Here is an 18,938-nt window from a genome sequence, read left to right as displayed (position 1 = left end):
CTCAGGTTTCGAGAACGCGCCGTTACCGGATCGTTATCTCGCTCTCAGGGGTTTTGAGCCTCTTTCCGGCGTGTCGCGGGGCTTCTCCGTCAAGCCCCGCACCGCAACGTCGCCATGTCCTGCGCGTTGAGCCCCTCGGTGGGACACAGGTCGACCGACAGTCGACGCGGACCAGACGACCATTCGACGTGGGCGGTACGTATCTGCTGCCCGATAGCCACGGTCACGAGGCCGCCGATCCCGGGGACCTCGTCCGGCGACATCGCCCCTCCGCCCACTGTCTCGATCGCCACCACCTCGGCGACGGTCGCCTCGCCCGGAGCCGGGATCAGCCGCAACTGAACCCTGTTCCCGTCGTTTGCGCCGAACCACACCGCGAACGTGCCGGTGCCGTTTTGCCGCAGATCGAGGGTGTAACCGTGCGCGAACCACGACCCCGTCTCCCGCACGACGTCCGCCGGGGAAAGGATCGCCGGGGCCATCGACGGACCGGAATCGAGAGCCGCCGGCGCGATGCGTGCCACCGCCGAGGGGGCCGCCCCACCACCGGGCGAGGGGACGGTCGGCGCGGCCGCGACAGACGCCGCACCCACGGTGACCGTCACGAGCGCGGCGGCGAGTATCAGCCGACTCGCCGACGTGACTCCAATTGAGCGCCTCATGGGTTTACCCTAATCCCACGAGCCACGTGATCGTGATACCCGACTTGCGTCGAATTGGTTACCAAACGGCAACCGTCCGGCTAGAAGTAGGGGTCTACACCCTAGTTCTCCGTGGCCCCACTGAGGAGGAACCCATGTCCACACCCGCCGTCACGCGCGGCACGAGGAGACGCGAGTCGTTCTCGGGTCGCTCCGTCTTCGTGTTCGCCGCCATAGGCTCCGCCGTCGGGCTGGGCAACATCTGGCGCTTCCCCTTTGTCGCCTATGACAACGGCGGCGGCGCGTTCCTCATCCCCTATCTCGTCGCGCTCCTCACTGCAGGCATCCCGCTACTGCTGTTCGACTATTCGATCGGTCACCGATTCCGAGGGTCCGCTCCGCTCAGCTTCAGAAGGATGAACCGTTTCGCCGAGCCGATCGGCTGGATCCAGGTCCTCGTCTCCTTCGTGATCGCCGTCTACTACGCCGTCATCCTCGCCTGGGCCGCGAGTTACGCCTGGTTCTCACTGGATGAGCGCTGGGGGTCCACCTATGACGAGACCGCGACGTTCTTCACGGAGGACTTCCTGCGTGCCGGCTCCGGCTTCGCACTCGACTTCGTGCCCATGATCACCGTCATCCTGGTGGTCGTCTGGGTCGTCACCCTCGGCATCCTCATCGCGGGCGTGCAGAAGGGCATCGGCCGTACCGCGCTGGTCTTCATCCCCCTCCTCGTGGTGCTCTTCATCGCCCTCGTGATCCGCTCCCTGTTCCTCGAGGGCGCGATGGACGGGCTCAACAACTTCTTCACGCCGGACTGGGGTGTGTTGACCGATCCGGGTGTCTGGGTCGCCGCCTACGGCCAGATCTTCTTCTCCCTCTCGGTGGGCTTCGGCATCATGCTCACCTATTCCTCCTACCTCAAGCGCAAGTCCAACCTCACCAGCTCGGGGCTCGTGGTGGGCTTCTCCAACTCCGCGTTCGAGGTCCTCGCTGGCATCGGCGTCTTCGCCACGCTCGGCTTCCTCGTCTCCTCCGGGGCTGGCGTCGGCTGGGAGGACGTCGGCGGCGGACCTGGCCTGGCCTTCATCGCGTTCCCCGCACTGGTCTCGCAGATGCCCGGTGGGCCCGTCTGGGGCGTCGTGTTCTTCCTCTGCCTGATCCTGGCCGGACTGACCTCGATGATCTCCATCGTGGAGGTGGTCATCTCCTCGTTCCAGGACAAGGTAGGCGTCTCGCGCCTCACCGCCGTGCTATCCGTGGGCGGCCCTATGGCCGCTGTGTCGATCCTGCTCATGCCCACCGAGACCGGATTGCAGAACCTCGACATCATGGACAAGTTCGCCAACAGCATCGGCATCGTGGGAATCGCGCTGGTCGCGCTCATCGTCGTGATGTACGCGATGCGCCTCGGCCCGACCCTGCGCGACCACCTCAACTCGGTCTCCTCGTTCAAGGTCGGCCCGGTCTGGATCGTCTGCATGGCGGTCATCACCCCGCTGGTACTGGCATACGCGCTGTTCGGCGAGATCCGCAGCCTTATCTCGGAGCCCTACGAGGGGTACGACGCCGCCGTCCTCGGTGTGTGGGGCTGGGGCATGATCGCCGCGATCCTTGTCCTGTCGGTGATCCTGTCGCTGCTGCCGTGGCGCGGTGCCCGCCACCTCGACGGCCCCCCGGAAAGGGACGACGACCCGAGCGACTTTTTCTACGAGGATGAGCTCACCCGGAATTCCGGCGAGAGCTCGGATGCCCTTTCCACCACCGACACCAACCAGGAGGGCTGAGCCGTGGACGCTCCAGCGATCATCATGATGCTGCTGTTCCTGCTCGTGATCTGGGGCGGACTCGCCCTCAGCATCGGGCACTTTCTCCGCCACCCCGACGACACGACGGAGGAGAACGCCGCCCGCGAGGCCCGCACGGACTCACCCCGCGGCTGACCAGACGAACGCTCACCGGCCCCGGCTCCTCCTCGCAGGAGCCGGGGCCGCGATCGTTGAGTCGAACGATCAACTACCGGCCGCGCGGCACGCCACGGCAGTAGCGTGTAGCCATGGACACCACGAGCCCCGATGTCTCCACCGACGCCCCGAACGCAGAGCCCGCCGGGACAGCACCCGTCGAAGTGCGCCACCTCATCCAGCAGTGGAAGCGGCTCGACGAACTCCTCGCCGGGCTGAAGAAGGACGACTGGACGGCGCCTACATCCCTGCCGGGATGGACCGTCCGCGATGTGGTCGCGCACGTCGCGGGTACGGAGCACATGCTGGCGGGCGAATCGGTGCCCGACATCGAGTTACCCGCTTCGGCCCATGAATACGTGCGCAATCCCATCGGGGAACTCAACGAGAAATTCGTTCAGGAGGCGCGACCGCTGGCGATCGAGGACGCCTTCGAGGACTTCCGCGAGGCTGTGGCCGAGCGCACGCGGCAACTCGCCGAGATGACCGCGGCGGACCTCGAGGCCGAGACCGACTCCCCCGTCGGCCGCGTCCCGTACCGCACCTTCATGGGCGTGCGAGTCTTCGATTGCTGGGTCCACGAGGACGACATCAGGCAGGCCATCGGGATGCAACACCACCTCGGCGGGGACACAGGACGATTCGCAGTCGCGGAAATCGTGCGGGCCCTGCCCCGAATCGTCGGGAAGAAGGCCGCCGCGCCGGACGGCTCCCGGGTCCGATTCCGCATCACCGGCGAGACCGACACTGATCTGCCCCTGGCCACCGATGTCGTCGTCGACGGGCGTGCTTCCCTCGCCGACGTCGACGACACAGCGCCGGCCACCGTGGAATTGGTTTTCGACACCCCGACCTTCGTCCGCGCGACGACCGGGCGGATCGTCGCCGAGCCGGGCGACGGTGTCGAGGTCAGCGGTGACGAGGATCTCGGCCGTGCCATCCTCGGATCGCTGACCTTCACCATCTGACGCCGACGTCGCCCATGCCCGCACCACATATCGTCGTGATGGGTGTTTCCGGAGCCGGGAAATCGACCGTCGCGCGTGTGATAGCCGAGCGGACTGGAGCGCCGGTCCTCGACGCCGACGACCTGCACCCACCCACCAATAGACGGAAGCTGAGCGCCGGAGTACCCCTCACCGACGAGGACCGGAGGCCCTGGCTCGCGGCGGTCCGCGACCGGATGCGGGAGCGCGACAGTTCGGCGGCGGGCGGCCCGGGCCTCGTCGTCGCGTGTTCGGCGCTGCGCCACGCCTACCGCGACGTGCTCCGGGACGTGGATCGTCCGGTGTTCTTCGTCGAACTCGGTACGGATCCGGACCTCATCGCCGCCCGGCTCGCCGCGCGCCGCGGGCACTTCGCCTCCCAACGGATCCTGGAGTCACAACTCCGCACCCTGGAACCGCTCGCCGACGACGAGAACGGGATCGTGTGTTCGATCGCGCGGTCCGCTGCCGCGATCTCCGACGAGGTCGTCGCGGCGATCGGCGATTGTGTGACGCCCCACGAGCAGCTAGACAGTGGACGTGACCCCAAACTCCGGTGACCCGTATGTCCGTGTCCGCGGTGCGGCGGAGCACAACCTGCGAAACGTCGACGTCGACGTCCCCCGCGACGCGCTGGTCGCCTTCACAGGTGTCTCCGGGTCAGGTAAGTCCTCGCTCGCCTTCGGCACCATCTACGCCGAAGCGCAGCGCAGGTACTTCGAGTCGGTGGCGCCCTACGCCCGGCGACTGTTGCAGCAGGTGGGGGTACCGCATGTGCAGGAGATCACGGGGCTGCCCCCGGCGGTAGCGCTTCAACAGCAGCGCGGGGCCCCGAGCTCCCGGTCCACGGTGGGCACGCTCACCACTCTGTCGAACCTCATGCGGATGTTGTATTCACGCGCTGGCACCTATCCGCCGGGCGCGCCGCGACTGGAGGCCGAGGCGTTCTCGCCAAATACCACCGCCGGAGCCTGCCCCCGCTGTCAGGGGTTGGGGCGGGAACACGACGTCCGTGAGGACCTGATGGTTCCCGACACGTCGTTGAGTATCCGGGAGGGTGCGATCGCCGCATGGCCGGGCGCCTGGCAGGGCGCCAACCTGCGCAGCATCGTCTCCGGCCTCGGAATCGATGTCGACGCGCCCTGGCACACCCTGTCCGCCCGCGACCGAGAGTGGCTGCTGTTCACCGACGAGCAACCCAAGGTCCTGGTCGAGCCCGAGCCGGGTCGAATCGATCACGGCTACTACGGGTTGTTCCGGAGTGCCCGTACGCACGTCAACCACGTCCTGGCCACATCGAAGAGCCAGATGATGAGGGACAAGGCGATGCGCTTCGTCCGCGCCACGGTCTGCTCGGTCTGCTCCGGGACCGGCCTGAAGGCGGACTCGCTCGCGGTCACCTTCCGCGGCCTGACCATCGCAGAAATCAACTCCCTGCCATTCAGCGAACTGGTCGCAGTCCTCCGCCCAGTCGCCGACCTCACCGAGGCCGGTGCGGCGACCGCGTCCGCCGACTCGGGTGAGGACACTGAGGTCGCCGTGCGGATCTGCACTGACCTCGTCACCCGCTCAGAGGTCATTCTCGACCTGGGCCTGGGCTATCTCTCGCTGGGGCGCAGCTCCACGACGCTGTCCCCGGGGGAGGCGCAGCGCCTGCGGATCGCGACACAGTTGCGTTCGGGACTCTTCGGGGTCGTCTACGTCCTCGACGAACCGTCGGCGGGCTTGCACCCGGCCGATGCCGAACCGCTGCTGGACGTTCTGGACGCACTCACGCGCTCGGGCAACTCGCTTTTCGTCGTCGAGCACGACCTCGACTTCGTCCGCCGCGCCGAGTGGATCGTCGACATCGGGCCCGGCGCCGGCGAGCACGGCGGGCAGGTGCTCTACTCCGGACCGGTGGCCGGGCTCGAGCACGTGGCGGGGTCGATAACCTCAGACCACCTCTTCGGGCGCGCGGAGCCGCTCCAGCGCCACCAGCGCACTCCCCGCGGGTGGCTGCACCTGCGCGGGATCTCCCGACACAACCTCCGGGGCCTGTCGGTCGACATCCCGCTGTGCGTCCTGACGGCCGTGACCGGGGTCTCCGGCTCGGGAAAGTCGACACTGGTCACCCAGGTGCTCGCCGAGGTCGTCCGGCAGCACCTCGGTCACACGCCCGATACGACGGACGACCGGGAGGACGACAGGGAGGACGACGAGGCGGACATCGAGGTCGACGAAACCGACGGCCTGGATTCCTTCGACCGACTCGTCCGCGTCGACCAGCGCCCGATCGGCCGAACGCCCCGCTCGAATCTGGCCACGTACACGGGGCTGTTCGACGCGGTGCGGAAACGGTTCGCCGACACTCTCGAGGCCCGCCGTCGCGGTTACGGGGCGGGACGCTTTTCTTTCAACGTCGCGGACGGGCGATGCGAGACCTGCCAGGGCGAGGGGTTCGTCTCCGTTGAGCTGCTGTTCCTGCCCGGCACCTACGCGCCGTGCCCGACCTGCCATGGCGCCCGCTATAACGCCGCGACTCTCGAGATCACCTATCGCGGCAGGACGATCGCCGACGTCCTCGCGCTCTCTGTGGACGAGGCCGCCGACTTCCTCAACGAGATCCCCGCCGCACAGCGCAGCCTGACCGCGCTCCGCGAGGTGGGTCTGGGGTACCTGCGACTCGGGCAACCGGCCACCGAGCTCAGCGGGGGCGAGGCCCAGCGGATCAAGCTTGCGACCGAGCTGCAGCGGGCCCGCCGGGGCCACACGCTATACCTGCTCGACGAACCCACCGCGGGACTGCACCCGGCAGACATAGCGCTTCTGGTGCGCCAATTGCACCGGCTCGTGGACGCCGGCAACACCGTGGTGCTGGTCGAACACGATCTCAACACGATCGTGAGCGCCGACTGGGTCATCGACCTGGGGCCCGGGGGCGGCGACGACGGCGGGCTGGTCGTGGCCTCGGGCACGCCGGAGGACGTGGCCCGGGCAGAGGACAGCGCCACCGCGCCCTACCTGGCGACGCGGCTTTCCGCGCTCGCCGGGGACAGGTAACCAGTCCCGCGTCGAGGACCGGACAATACGATCTGCCACCAACGAAAGGAAGAACAATGGCATCACATGGCGACTGGAACGAACAGTTCAAGTACTCCGACTTCAGGCGAGCAGGAGATCTGGTGTATTTCTCCGGACAGGTCGGGCTGGACGAGTCCGGCAACTCCCCCACCGACCCGGCGGAGCAGTACCGCCTGGCATTCGAGTCGCTGGCCCGCGTCCTCCACGACGCGGGATGCACGCCCGAGGACCTGGTGGACTTGATGAGCTACCACACCGGCTATCCCCAGCACATGGAAGAGTTCATGGCTGCCAAGGCAGCGTTCCAGGGCGACGGGCGTCCGACCTGGACAGCCGTCGGCGTGGAGAGGCTGGGTATGCCCGAGACATTGGTGGAACTCAAGGCGATCGCCCACAAACCGCGCTAGGTCGTGCGGAGTCGGACGGGCCCCGAACGCGCAACGATCAGGCCGCCACAGCGTCCACCCGTGCCGCTTTCACCCGGTCGCGCTGAACATTGACCGCGACCCCGAGCGCGCAGATCACCACCATGATGACGATGCCTCCGCGCCCCCACAGATCGCCGGCGCGACCGGCCGCGACCAGCACGATGCCGAATGTCAGTGCATAACCGGAGAGCACCCACTGCGCGTCGGACTGGGTGGCGCCCGATCCGGCACAAATATCCGCCTCCGCGGTGGGTACTTCCCCGACCACTGAATTCGACCGCGAGGCGCGCCGACTTCTGCGCGATCGACGAGTGCGCCCGGGGAGACTTGAACTCCCACGTCCGTAGACACTGGAACCTAAATCCAGCGCGTCTGCCAATTCCGCCACGGGCGCATCGCCCGGGGGTGCCGGGCGAGATGAGCCTACCGTGTGTTCAGCGGTACCGTGGAGGCGTGTCCGACACACTGGGTTCTCGCGCGACCGGAGGTGCTACCGCTTCCGGGGAGTCGGTGCCGACCAGGGTCAAGCACCGCCCGGGGTGGATCGCGTTCGTCGTGCTCGGGGCGATCTTCTGCATGGGCATGGGGCTGTGGCAGCTCGCCCGCTACCAGGAGGCCAGTGGCACCGTCCAGAACCTCGGTTACACGTTCATGTGGCCGTTCCTCGCCGGGTTCCTCATTTACGCGTACCTAAAGTACGTGCGCATGGAGGCGGACGAGGGCGACCGGAACTCTGCGGTCGACGGCGGGCCCGGCAAGGACGACTACGACGACGAGCCCGAGCACCCCTCCGCGGGCGCGCCAACCGATGGGATGAGCCGAACCGGCCGGCGCCGCGGTCCGACTGTGACGGAGATCCCCGCCGACCTGCTGCCGACCCGACGCCCCGCCGAGGACGAGGGGGTCCGCGACGAGGGACTGGACGCCTACAACTCATATCTCGCCGAACTCGCCCGGAAGGACCGGGCGAACGGCACTCACCAGGAGAAACCTGCTTCATGACCGCCGCAACCACCCCGCAGACAGACAACCGCAAGCCGGATCCCGGTGGGAAGATTGCGGGCGCGCTCAAGCGCTACCGCGTGCTGGCCTGGATCACCGGTCTGTGGTTGCTCGTGCTCACGATGGAGATGGTCTACAAATACCTGATCTTGGGGAACTCGTCCGACGCACCCGACTGGTTCACCTACATCGGGCAGGCCCACGGCGTGTTCTACATCCTCTACTTGTTCATGACGCTCGACCTCGCGATCAAGGCCCGCTGGCCCGCATCGCGGACCCTGCTCACCGCGCTGGCGGGGACGATCCCGTTCCTCTCGTTCTGGTTCGAGCACATTCGGACCCGCGACGTCCACGCCGAGTACGCGATCTGAGCCACCCGTGAGCTGATGCGGGGCAGGCCTGCCCCGGTGATGACCTAATGGGGGGCATCCTCGCTGCGGGCGGCCCGGACCGGCAGCGAGCTCTAGTCTGCGCGCTCCGCGAGCACCCGCAGCGCCGGCACCAGCGCGCGCAATGCACGTCCGCGGTGGGAGCCCGCATCCTTTTCCTGCGGGCTGAGTTCGGCCGCTGATCGGTCGCCGCCGTCGGGCAGGAACAGCGGGTCGTACCCGAACCCGCCTTCTCCGCGCGGCTCCCGCAGCACGCGGCCCGGCCAGCGACCCTCCTGTACGACCTCATCTGGCACGCCCGGGCCGACCAGTGCGCACGCCGAGACGAACGCCGCCCCGCGGCGTTCCTCGGGCACATCCGCCATCTGGGCGAGCAGGAGCGCGTTGTTGGCCGCGTCGTCGCCATGTCGACCGGCCCACCGCGCCGAAAGAACCCCCGGCATTCCTCCCAGTGCGTCTACCGCGAGGCCCGAATCGTCGGCCAGACAAGGAAGTCCGGTCGCTCGTGCGCCGGCTCGCGCTTTGATCAGCGCGTTGTCAGCGAAGGTCGCGCCGTCCTCGGGCTCCTCAGCGAACGCTGGGACCTCGTCGAGGCCCACCGGTTCGATACCGACGATCCCCTCGGATTCCAGAACCCGTCGCAATTCGGCTAGCTTTTTGGCATTGCGGCTCGCGACCAACAGGCGGACCGGCACGGTCACCGCCCCCGGTTCCGCGCGGCCGGCGGCGAGGGCAACTCGCCCGGATACGGCGCCGCGAGGGCCTCGCGCTGCATCTCGAACAGCCGCTCGCACCCGGCCTGCGCCGAGTCGAGCATCGCATCGAGGGTGTCGCGGCCGAACGCGGCGCCCTCCGCGGTGCCCTGGACCTCGATCAGCTTGCCGCCGTCAGTGCACACGACGTTCATGTCCACCTCGGCCCGCGAATCCTCCTCGTAGGGCAGGTCGCACAGCACGCGGCCGTCAACGACGCCGACGCTCACCGCGGCGACCGCCGCCGTGAGCGGGTTACCGGTGACCGCGCCGCTGGACTGCAGCCACGTGATCGCATCCGCTAACGCCACGTACGCGCCGGTGATCGCGGCGGTCCGCGTCCCACCGTCGGCCTGCAACACATCGCAGTCCAGAGCGATGGTGTTCTCCCCCAGCGCCGACAGGTCGATGCAGGCACGCAGAGAGCGGCCCACCAGGCGACTGATCTCGTGGGTCCGTCCCCCCACCTTGCCGCGGACCGACTCGCGGCCCGAACGCTCATGGGTCGCGGCCGGCAGCATCGCGTACTCCGCCGTCAACCAACCCAGACCCGACCCCTTGCGCCATCGCGGCACCCCCTCGGTGACGCTGGCCGTACACATGACGCGCGTCTGCCCGAAGGTGACGAGTATTGAGCCCGCCGGGTGCGAGGTGAAACCCCGCGTGATGGTCACGTCACGCAGCTCGGCGTCGCCGCGTCCGTCTGCTCTGCTGATGTTCGATGAGGTCACGACCGCCGATCCTAGCTGCCGGACGCTAAACGGTGATCCGCAGATCCGGCTCCGCCAGCAGGACTTCCCCGCTGAACTCCGCGGCCGCCTCGGCGTGCACCGCCGCACGGTCCACCCACGGGGGGATATGGGTCAGCACCAGACGCCCCACCCCGGCGCGACGTGCGGTCAGGCCCGCCTCCGCCCCTGACATGTGAATGCCCGGTGGCCGTCCCTCCTCGTGCGTCCAGGACGCCTCACAGAGCAGGACGTCCGCCCCGTCCGCGAGCTCGACCACGGCGTCGCAATAGGCGGTGTCCCCGCTGTACGCCAGGATCCGGCCGGTACGGGAGGTCAGGCGCATTCCGTACGACTCCGGTGGGTGCTCCACCCGGTCGGCCCGTACGCGCAGGACCACCTCGTCGTCGTCGCCTCTCATCTCCACCTCGGGCGTGGCGTCCCACGTCGCCACGTCAAAGGTGTCGGAGAGATCATCGACCACGCCCGGCTCCTCCGCTGACGCGACGCCGATCCGGTACGCCGTCCCGGACGGTCCGACCAGCGGCACTCGGCCAGCGCCCTTCGCACCCGGGCCGAAGCGCCGCAGTACCAGCAGGCTCGGCACGTCGAGGCAGTGGTCGGCATGGAGATGGGACAGCAGGACCGTCGCGTCCTCGGGGGCCACGTGCCGCTGCAGCGCGCCGAGGACACCCGGACCCATGTCGATCACCACGGGGGCGAGACCGTCGACTTCCAGCAGATACCCGGACGCCGGCGAGGAGGGTCCGCCGATACTTCCCGAGCAGCCGAGGACAGTCAGAAACATGGGCACCATCGTGCCACGCCGCGCCGCGCGTCGTGGTGTTCGTGCCCCTACCCGCGATGCACGTCACGCGCCGTCAGGACGCCTCTGCCCGCCCAACGCTCACCAGGCCAGGCCCGAGGAACCGCGAGGCCACCCGGCGAAAGGCTTCGGGATCGCCGGTGACGAGGTACTCGTGGGTGGCTGGCTCTGCCGGGTTGTGCGGCCGGAGCAGGTCCTCGGCGGTGAGGACCCGCAGGACGTCCTTGGCGGTCTCCTCCGCGCTCGAAACCAGCGTGACGTGGTCTCCGGCCGCCAACTGCACCACCCCGGACAGCAACGGGTAATGGGTACAGCCCAGCACCAGGGTGTCCACGTCGGCGTCGCGGATCGGGGAGAGATACGCCTCCGCCAACCCGAGCACCTGCCGGCCACTCGTGATCCCGCGCTCGACGAAATCCACGAACTTGGGACACGCCACCGACGTCAACTCGACTCCGGCGGCCGCGGCCACCGCATCGTCATACGCCCGCGACGCCACCGTCGCGCGGGTGGCGATGACCCCGATCCGGCCTGACCTGGTGGTGGCCACCGCGCGGCGGGCGGCCGGCTGGATGACCTCCACGACCGGAACCGGGTAGCGCTCGCGGGCATCCCGAAGCATCGCCGCTGACGCCGTATTGCACGCGATCACGAGTGCCTTGACGCCGCGATCGACGAGCTGGTCCGCCACCGCCAGGGCGTGCGCCCGGACCTGTGCCAACGGTAGCGGCCCGTACGGTCCGTTGGCCGTGTCACCGACGTAGATCACCGACTCGTCGGGCAACTGGTCCACGATCGCCCGGGCCACCGTCAGGCCGCCGGCACCCGAGTCGAACACCCCGATGGGGGCCCGCGCATCCGGGCGCGTCGCGCGCGCAGCCTCCGGACGCGTCACCTGAGCGGCCCGGTGGACCACCGCGGCTGACCGGCCGCGAGTTGCTGCTGCGACTGCCGGTCTCGTTTCAGACCGTACGCCGAGGCCACACCGCCGATAGCCCCACCGAGATGGCCCTGCCAGGACACCCCGTCCAACATCGGCGACAGACCCGCAAGCGCCTCGACCCCGTAGTAGAAGCCGATGACCAGACCGATCACCAGGTGCAGGATTCGCCTGGAGAAGAAGCCCCGGACGATGACGTAGAAGATGTAACCGAAGACGATGCCGGACGCCCCTATGTGGACGGTCCCGGCGCCGCCGAGGAGCCAGGACACCACACCCGAGGCCAGCCACGAGATGAGCGTGACGCTGACCAGGGGGCGGATACCGGACAACGCGATGATCGACCCGAGGACGAGCAACGCGATCGAGTTACCGATCAAGTGCGCCCAGTCTCCGTGCAGTAGCGGCTGGAACAGGATGCCGAGCAGCCCGTCCGTCGACAGCGGCCGGACCCCGTTCTCGTCGAGGGTCTGCTGGGGCCCAACCGCCGCGATGAGCACCTGGTCCACCGCCTCGACCACCCACATCACGGCGACGAACGCCCACAGCAGCACCAGGGCCGGCCACCGTCGCGGACCCGTGTCCACCGGTCGGGTGCCGCTTCCCTGCCATGGAGCCCTGCGGTCTCGGGTCACGATGCGCTCCTCACTGCCCGTCCAGGGCCGTGCACAGGGAGTCCTGCATGAAGGTCAACCAGTGGTAGACGTCCAGCTGAGCGGACCGGGGGTCGTCCTCGGGGACGTACTCGGGGATGTCGGTGGCGGGGACGCCGTCGACCGAGCCGGCCTCCAGCAGAACCGCCCCCAGCCCCAGTCGGACATCGTTGAGACATCTCATCCAGGAGTTCGCCTGCTCGAGGGTGAGCGACACGGTCCCGCCGCGCGACGGCAGCGAGCGCAACACCACGCCCGCGCAGTCGAGCTTGGCGTCGATGATCGCCGGCTCGTGGATCATGCGCATTCCCGAGTTGTGGGCCCGTGCGACGGCCGCCCGGTCCGCGTCGGAACCGTCCACGCGGTCGGCGGCCTCCGGTCGGTGGAAGTCCGGCAACAACCGCGCCAGGGGCGCCTCGGCCGGTAGCTGCGAGTGACCGCTGCGCATCCCGGTGAGTTCGGCGAGCTCATCGCGGGGCGCGGAATCCCGGCGCTGTTCCAGCATGTCGACGACATTGGAGACCAAGGCGTGCAGAATCTGCACCTCGTGACTCTCCATAACCGACTTGATGCGCGGCCCTCCGAGGGACGGCTTGCGCTGCCAGGCCTTCACCGTCTCATGCCTCCCGCTGCATCGTGGCCCACAGTCCAGCCTCCTGCAGCTTGCGGACGTCGTTCTCCACTCTGTCGCGACTACCAGATGAGACCACCGCCCGGCCGTCGTTGTGGACTTTGAGCATCAGGTCGTGCGCCTTCTCACGGCTGTAACCGAATACCCGCTGGAACACGTACGTCACATAGCTCATCAGGTTCACCGGATCGTCCCAGACCACGGTGAGCCAGGGGTTGTCCACCCCGCCGTCGAGATCCGCGTCCGCAGACTCCACGGGCGCGGCCGACGGCATCGCCATCACCGGGGCGGTGCTCCGGACGGCCGCAAGCGGTGTCGTCACAGGGTGCATACGACCAGGATACGGATTCCCGCCGGGTCGGCCACGCCGTAGAGTCGGCGACGTGACCTCGCCGACACCCTCACTCGTCACGCCCCCCACGGGGCGGCCCTCCACTGCCCTCCTCACCGACAAATACGAACTCACCATGGTCCAGGCGGCCCTGGCGGACGGCACGGCCGACCGGCCGTGCGTGTTCGAAGTCTTCACGCGACGACTGCCCTCCGGTCGCCGGTACGGGGTGGTCGCCGGCACCGGGCGGCTCCTCGAGCGCGTGGCGGACTTCCGGTTCGACGACGGGGAGATCGAGGCGCTGGCGGGCTCGCTCGACGAGCGGACGACCGAGTGGCTCCGTGACTTCCGCTTCACGGGCGACATCGACGGTTACCGGGAAGGTGAACTGTTTTTCCCGGGTTCGCCCGTCCTGAGTATCCGGGGTGGGTTCGCCGAGTGCGTCGTGCTCGAGACCCTGGTCTTGTCCGTTCTCAACCACGACAGCGCGATCGCCTCGGCCGCCGCGCGGATGACCTCGGCCTCCGGCGGACGTCCCATTATCGAGATGGGCTCCCGTCGCACGCACGAGGAGGCGGCCGTGGCCGCCGCCCGCGCCGCCTATCTGACCGGATTCGCCTCCACCTCCAATGTCGAGGCGACGCGCCGGCACGGGGTGCCCTCCGCCGGAACGTCCGCACACTCGTTCATCCTGCTGCACACCGGACCAGGAGGAACCGACGAAGCCGCCGCGTTCCGCTCACAGGTGCGGACCCTCGGCGTGGACACCACTCTCTTGGTGGATACCTATGACATCACCCAGGGCGTGGCGACGGCGATCGAGGTGGCGGGGCCCGAACTCGGCGGCGTCCGCATCGACTCGGGGGACCTGGGCGTGCTCGCCCGGCAGGTCCGCGACCAGCTGGATTCACTGGGCGCCTACAACACCCGGATCGTGGTTTCCGGCGACCTCGATGAATACTCGATCGCGGCGCTGCGCGCGGAGCCGGTTGACGTATACGGCGTGGGCACCCGCCTCGTGACCGGTTCCGGCGCCCCGACCGCAGGCATGGTCTACAAACTCGTCGAGGTGGATGGGATCCCCGTGGCCAAGCGCTCCGCCCACAAGGAGTCTCTCCCCGGGGCCAAGCGAGCGGTCCGCCTCCATCGACGGTCGGGCACCGCCGTCGAAGAGGTACTGCTGCCCCGGTCCGGAAACGCTCCCGAGGACTTCGGACTCGAGCAGCGCGACCTCATGATCCCGCTGATCCGGGGCGGGCAGACCGCTCCCGCGATCCCGACGCTCGAGCAGTCGCGCACCCACCACGCCGAGGTGATGGTGTCGCTGCCGTGGGAGGGGCTCGCCCTGAGCCAGGGGGACCCGGCGATCCCCGTGCGGGTGATCCCCCCGTCGGCACGCTGAGCGGCCGGGGCTGCTGTCCGGACGGGTCTGCTGTCCGGACGGGCCGCTAGGGTATCGGCGTGACCGACTCGCTTCCCCCAGTCTCCGACCTGCTCGCCACCGCGGTGGAGAGCCTGGGCGGCAGCGAACGGACGGGTCAGGTGACGATGGCCGAGGCCGTCGGCAACGCGTTGTCGACTGGTGAACACCTGGCAGTGCAGGCCGGCACAGGTACCGGAAAATCTCTCGCCTACCTGGTCCCGGCGTTGCGCCACGCCGTAGCCACCGGCAATACCGTCGTGGTCTCCACTGCGACCATCGCACTGCAGAACCAATTGGTCGACCGCGACCTCCCCCGCCTGTCCAAGGCGCTTCGACCGGAACTCGGAGTGAGCCCCTCGCACGCGATCCTCAAGGGTCGCGGAAACTACCTGTGCCTGCACCGGGTGAGCACCGGGCCGGTCGACGAGGCTGATCCCGACGAGATCGAGACCGAGGAACTGTTCGACCTTCCCCTCGGGGGCGAGTCCACGGCCGCGCGCGCCCCGCGCGAGACCTCACCCCGCGACACGGGCCCAAGTTCTAGGCTCGGCCGCGAAATCGCACGACTGCACGAGTGGGCCCAGGAAACGGACACCGGTGACCGCGACGACCTGCCTCGCGGCGTCTCGGACGCGGCGTGGCGACAGGTGTCGGTGACGAGCAGGGAATGCCTGGGACAGGTTTGCCCTGAGTTCACCGAATGCTTCGCCGAACGGGCGCGCCAGGAGGCCGGTCGCGCCGACGTGGTGGTGACCAATCACGCATTGCTCGCGATCGACGCCATGACCGATGTCTCCGTGCTGCCCGAACACGACGCGGTGGTCATCGACGAGGCCCACGAGTTGGCCGACAGAGTCACCGGCGTCACCACAGCCGAACTCACCGGCGCGGCCGTGATCCAGGCCGCTCGCCGGGCCGCGAAACTCGTCGACCAGCAGACGGCGGACCGCATGGTCGCCGCAGGGGAAGGCCTCGCGACACTTCTGGAGATATGCCCGGAGGCTCGATGGGACCTTATGCCCGAAGGCGCCGACCTCGCGCTCGCCGCCGTCCGCCACACCGCCGAGAACTGCCGCAGCGCCGTCCCGGGTCCTAAGCCCGGTGAGGCCGCCGGGGATCCACAGGGCGCATCCGACCGCCAGAAGACCCTTGCGGCCCTGGACGAGATCGCAGACGCCGCGGACCGGATCCTCTCCTCTTTCGAACGGCCGGTCACCGAACGCTTGGAGATCGTGTGGATGAGCGTCGAGGAGCGGCGTGGGCGGATTCTACGGGTCGCTCCCCTGTCCGTCGCCGGGCTGTTGCGCGCCCGACTGTTCGCCGAATCCACGGTGATACTCACCTCCGCCACCCTCACCACGGGAGGGAAGTTCGACGGCCTCGCCGCCACCTGGGGTCTGCCCCCTGCCTCGTCGGCACGCCCCGACACCGCGACTGCCGTGGCACTGGAGCCCCCATCCCAGGACGACGCGAACGCACTGAGGTGGACCGGCCTCGATGCCGGATCGCCGTTCGACTACCGCCGCAACGGCATCCTCTATGTTGCGGCGCACCTGCCCGCGCCCGGCCGGGAGGGCCCGTCCCCCGCGGCCGAAGACGAACTGGTTGATCTGATCACCGCCGCTGGGGGCCGCACACTCGGACTGTTCTCTTCGATGCGGGCGGCGAAGGCTGCGGCCGAACTACTCCGCGAACGGCTCGACACTCCCGTCCTCTGTCAAGGAGAGGACTCGACGGCGAACCTCGTCGCGAAGTTCGCCGACGACGAGGAGACGACGCTCGTCGGCACCCTCTCACTGTGGCAGGGCGTCGACGTCCCCGGGCGGAGCCTGTCACTGGTCGTGATCGACCGGATCCCGTTCCCCCGTCCAGACGACCCGCTGCTCTCGGCGCGCCAGCGTGCGGTGGCGGCCCGCGGTGGAAACGGTTTCCTCGCCGTCGCGGGTAACCATGCCGCTCTCCTGCTCGCCCAGGGCGTGGGGCGACTGCTTCGACGCACTGAGGATCGCGGCGTGGTGGCGGTGCTCGACTCCCGCCTGGTCACCGCGCGCTACGGCGGCTACCTGCGCGCCTCCCTTCCCCCTTTCTGGCAGACCACTGACCGCGACGTCGTGATCGGCGCGCTCGAGCGCCTACGCGACGCCTGAGCGGTCCGCCAACCGGTCAGCGCGCATCGGCCGCGATGACAGTGAGTGACCCCGGCGCCACCTCGGTGTAACCGGCGTCCACCACCGCGGCGACCCCTGGGGCTCGGGCGGCGACAGCGTCAGACAGCATCCGCCACCGAGCAGGATCCGCCACGCGAACGGCAACCGGGAGCCCCTCGTCGAGCCAGCGGTCGAGACGATCCCGCTCCATCGCCGCGATGAGCAGCATGACCCCGTGCCCGACCTGAGCCGCAGCCTTGCCTGTTGACATCTCCAACGCACCGTCGATCCACACCACCGGCGTCCCCGCAGGTGGCGCGGCCGGCTCATCAAGTTCGAGATCGGTGCCGCCGATCTGCAGCTTGCCCAGCCGCGGGTCTACCTCGTCGACCGGACCGGGGACGAACGCCCTTGCCATGGCCCCGTCGACGTGCCCGGTCACTCCAGGGACGTCGAGGGCAGCCGTCCACTGGGCGCCACGGGCTCGGCGGGCGATCTTGCGCATCCGGGCGTCCAACCACGCGGCATATGGCTCGTGCCACTCCCCTCCCGGCGCGACCCGCTCGTCCAGGCACAGCGCGGCGACGGCGCCGGCCACCGCCTCGAGGAGCGGGGTCCGGGGCGGCGGGTTCGCCTTGGGCAGGTGAAGGACGATCGGCATCGACTGGACGGTCGAACGGTCGTCCGGGTTCTCCGCACCGGCCGGACCGGCCCGGAGCCGGGAGTGACACCAGTCGAGGGACGCACCGGACGCCGTACCACCCGCCTCGGGCGCCTCGTTCACGTCAGCGGGACGCGGCGGTACGTGCCGGCGGCGGTGTCCGCGGCCTCGATCTCATCGCGGGTGATCCCCAACACGAACAACACGGTGTCGAGGAACGGTTTGGACAGCGACGCGTCCGCCACTTCGCGAAGCGCGGGCTTGGCGCAGAACGCGATACCTAGGCCAGCGGTGGTCAGCATGTCGATATCGTTCGCGCCGTCGCCCACTGCGACGGTTTGGCTGAGGGAGATACCGAGTTCGTCGGCGAACTCGCGGAGGTAGGCAGCCTTGGCTTCGCGGTCCACCACCTCGCCGACCACCCGGCCGGTCAGTGTGCCGTCCACGATCTCGAGGGTGTTCGCGCGGGCGAAGTCGAGACCAAGTTCCTCGACGAGACCCGAGATCACCTGGATGAATCCTCCGGAGACCACGCCGCAGCGGATGCCCAATCGCTTGAGGGTACGAATGGTCGTACGGGCACCGGGGGTGAGCACGATGTCCGATGCGACCTCGTCTAACACCGTGGCCGGGAGGCCCGCCAACGTCGCCACGCGCTCATGGAGGGATTGCGCGAAGTCGATCTCACCTCGCATGGCCCGCTCGGTGACGGCGCGGACCTCGTCCTCCTTACCGGCGTGTGCGGCGAGCATCTCGATGACCTCCCCCTGGACGAGAGTGGAGTCCACATCGAACACCACGAGTCGCTTGGAGCGGCGACCGAGTCCTGCCCGGTCCACCGAGATGTCGACACCGTGGGAATCAGAGAGAGGAGCGAGGGTCTCGCGCAGTAGCGAGTCGTCGGCCGCGTCCCGGCCCGCGGTGGACACGTGCAGTTCCAGGCCCGTCACCGGGTAATCAGCGATCCCGCTGATCGTGTCGATGTTCGCCCCGATGGAGGCCAGTGAGCTGGCGACCGCGGAGAAAGCGGACGCCGTGACAGGACTGCCGAGTATCACCACTGCGTGTGTGGAGGGCGGCGCCGCCGGGGCGATGTCGTCGAACTGGACCTCTAGTTGCATCCCGAGGTCATGGACCTGCTCGGTGAGTTCGCGGACGACCGTGACGACATCGGCGCTGTCGTCCACCCTGACCATGAGCCCCAGGGACAGGTGTCCGTTGACGACGACCTGCTCCACGTCGACCAGTTCCGCGCGATGCGACGCGAGGACGGACATGACCCCCGCGGTCACGCCCGGGCGGTCGGGCCCGGTGACGGTGAGGAGGGCCGGGGTTCCGGTGGTACTCACATGTACTCCTGACAGGTAATCGGG

At 68.7% G+C, this 18,938-nt stretch carries 20 protein-coding genes, 1 tRNA gene and 1 pseudogene; 10 read left to right on the top strand and 12 right to left on the bottom strand.

Translation table 11 applies throughout. From position 1 onward, the window contains the following. Positions 1–89 precede the first annotated feature (89 nt). Positions 90–662, bottom strand: coding sequence for a hypothetical protein (locus FQ137_RS12870; protein ID WP_149293016.1), 573 nt, complete (start codon positions 660–662; stop codon positions 90–92). A 134-nt stretch (positions 663–796) separates the two neighbouring features. On the opposite strand from FQ137_RS12870, the gene FQ137_RS12865 reads away from it, so the two are divergent. From FQ137_RS12865 to FQ137_RS12840, 6 genes are all read left to right on the top strand, one after another. After that, positions 797–2,428 carry a sodium-dependent transporter gene (locus FQ137_RS12865; protein WP_149293015.1) on the top strand — a complete coding sequence of 544 codons (1,632 nt, stop codon included), beginning with the start codon at positions 797–799 and terminating at the stop codon, positions 2,426–2,428. A 3-nt stretch (positions 2,429–2,431) separates the two neighbouring features. Continuing rightward, positions 2,432–2,584, top strand: a complete 153-nt coding sequence (locus FQ137_RS12860) for a methionine/alanine import family NSS transporter small subunit (protein WP_149293014.1) — start codon at positions 2,432–2,434, stop codon at positions 2,582–2,584. Between the two features lie 113 nt (positions 2,585–2,697). Next, the gene (locus FQ137_RS12855; RefSeq protein ID WP_149293013.1) at positions 2,698–3,573 is read left to right on the top strand and encodes a maleylpyruvate isomerase family mycothiol-dependent enzyme; all 876 of its coding nucleotides are present in this window, start codon (positions 2,698–2,700) and stop codon (positions 3,571–3,573) included. A gap of 14 nt (positions 3,574–3,587) precedes the next feature. Next, positions 3,588–4,151 (top strand): gluconokinase, encoded by a 564-nt coding sequence (locus FQ137_RS12850; protein WP_149293012.1) that lies wholly within the window; start codon positions 3,588–3,590, stop codon positions 4,149–4,151. Then, positions 4,132–6,633, top strand: coding sequence for an excinuclease ABC subunit UvrA (locus FQ137_RS12845; RefSeq protein ID WP_149293011.1), 2,502 nt, complete (start codon positions 4,132–4,134; stop codon positions 6,631–6,633). The genes FQ137_RS12850 and FQ137_RS12845 overlap by 20 nt, the downstream gene beginning before the upstream one ends. Before the next feature lie 56 nt (positions 6,634–6,689). Then, positions 6,690–7,061: a RidA family protein gene (locus FQ137_RS12840; RefSeq protein ID WP_149293010.1), complete on the top strand. Its 372-nt coding sequence runs from the start codon at positions 6,690–6,692 to the stop codon at positions 7,059–7,061. 115 nt (positions 7,062–7,176) lie between these two features. Here the strand turns inward: FQ137_RS12840 and FQ137_RS15405 are convergent. Beyond that, positions 7,177–7,347, bottom strand: a pseudogene (locus FQ137_RS15405) (MFS transporter); the annotation flags it as partial. 47 nt (positions 7,348–7,394) lie between these two features. Continuing rightward, a tRNA-Leu gene (locus FQ137_RS12830) sits at positions 7,395–7,476 on the bottom strand. A gap of 59 nt (positions 7,477–7,535) precedes the next feature. Between FQ137_RS12830 and FQ137_RS12825 the strand changes: the two genes are divergently transcribed. Together FQ137_RS12825 and FQ137_RS12820 are read left to right on the top strand one after the other, a co-directional pair. Then, the gene (locus tag FQ137_RS12825; protein ID WP_149293009.1) at positions 7,536–8,084 is read left to right on the top strand and encodes a hypothetical protein; all 549 of its coding nucleotides are present in this window, start codon (positions 7,536–7,538) and stop codon (positions 8,082–8,084) included. Beyond that, a complete protein-coding gene (locus tag FQ137_RS12820) occupies positions 8,081–8,455 on the top strand; it encodes a DUF3817 domain-containing protein (protein WP_149293008.1) in 375 nt (124 codons plus the stop codon). Before FQ137_RS12825 ends, FQ137_RS12820 begins: the two co-directional genes overlap by 4 nt. A 92-nt stretch (positions 8,456–8,547) precedes the next feature. On the opposite strand, the gene FQ137_RS12815 is transcribed toward FQ137_RS12820, so the two are convergent. The 7 genes from FQ137_RS12815 to clpS all read right to left on the bottom strand — a co-directional run bounded on the left by FQ137_RS12815 (position 8,548) and on the right by clpS (position 13,334). Then, complete coding sequence (locus FQ137_RS12815) at positions 8,548–9,168, bottom strand: non-canonical purine NTP pyrophosphatase (protein WP_149293296.1); 621 nt, start codon at positions 9,166–9,168, stop codon at positions 8,548–8,550. A gap of 2 nt (positions 9,169–9,170) precedes the next feature. Next, positions 9,171–9,956, bottom strand: a complete 786-nt coding sequence (gene rph / locus FQ137_RS12810) for a ribonuclease PH (protein WP_149293007.1) — start codon at positions 9,954–9,956, stop codon at positions 9,171–9,173. A 25-nt stretch (positions 9,957–9,981) separates the two neighbouring features. Then, on the bottom strand, positions 9,982–10,761 hold the full coding sequence (locus FQ137_RS12805; protein ID WP_149293006.1) for an MBL fold metallo-hydrolase: 780 nt from the start codon (positions 10,759–10,761) through the stop codon (positions 9,982–9,984). A 73-nt stretch (positions 10,762–10,834) separates the two neighbouring features. Next, on the bottom strand, positions 10,835–11,674 hold the full coding sequence (gene murI, locus FQ137_RS12800) for a glutamate racemase (protein WP_149293005.1): 840 nt from the start codon (positions 11,672–11,674) through the stop codon (positions 10,835–10,837). Continuing rightward, entirely contained in the window at positions 11,671–12,354 is a 684-nt protein-coding gene (locus tag FQ137_RS12795; protein WP_149293004.1) for a rhomboid family intramembrane serine protease, read from the bottom strand. Before FQ137_RS12795 ends, murI begins: the two co-directional genes overlap by 4 nt. Positions 12,355–12,364: 10 nt before the next feature. Continuing rightward, entirely contained in the window at positions 12,365–12,985 is a 621-nt protein-coding gene (locus FQ137_RS12790) for a DUF2017 domain-containing protein (protein ID WP_149293003.1), read from the bottom strand. Between the two features lie 4 nt (positions 12,986–12,989). Further along, the gene (clpS, locus tag FQ137_RS12785; RefSeq protein WP_149293002.1) at positions 12,990–13,334 is read right to left on the bottom strand and encodes an ATP-dependent Clp protease adapter ClpS; all 345 of its coding nucleotides are present in this window, start codon (positions 13,332–13,334) and stop codon (positions 12,990–12,992) included. Positions 13,335–13,386: 52 nt separating this feature from the next. Here clpS and FQ137_RS12780 point away from each other — a divergent pair, with 52 nt between their 5' ends. Together FQ137_RS12780 and FQ137_RS12775 are read left to right on the top strand one after the other, a co-directional pair. Then, positions 13,387–14,736, top strand: a complete 1,350-nt coding sequence (locus tag FQ137_RS12780; RefSeq protein ID WP_149293001.1) for a nicotinate phosphoribosyltransferase — start codon at positions 13,387–13,389, stop codon at positions 14,734–14,736. Between the two features lie 59 nt (positions 14,737–14,795). After that, complete coding sequence (locus FQ137_RS12775; RefSeq protein WP_149293000.1) at positions 14,796–16,904, top strand: ATP-dependent DNA helicase; 2,109 nt, start codon at positions 14,796–14,798, stop codon at positions 16,902–16,904. A 16-nt stretch (positions 16,905–16,920) separates the two neighbouring features. Here the strand turns inward: FQ137_RS12775 and FQ137_RS12770 are convergent, their stop codons facing one another. After that, the gene (locus FQ137_RS12770) at positions 16,921–17,565 is read right to left on the bottom strand and encodes an aminoacyl-tRNA hydrolase (protein ID WP_255584287.1); all 645 of its coding nucleotides are present in this window, start codon (positions 17,563–17,565) and stop codon (positions 16,921–16,923) included. Between the two features lie 119 nt (positions 17,566–17,684). Continuing rightward, on the bottom strand, positions 17,685–18,914 hold the full coding sequence (gene serB, locus FQ137_RS12765) for a phosphoserine phosphatase SerB (RefSeq protein ID WP_149292998.1): 1,230 nt from the start codon (positions 18,912–18,914) through the stop codon (positions 17,685–17,687). Positions 18,915–18,938: the final 24 nt, after the last annotated feature.

This window comes from Dietzia sp. ANT_WB102, from assembly GCF_008369165.1.
Classification (GTDB): Bacteria; Actinomycetota; Actinomycetes; order Mycobacteriales; family Mycobacteriaceae; genus Dietzia.
Note: the sequence above shows the minus strand (reverse complement) of the source record. Positions and strands in the feature narration are given on the sequence as shown.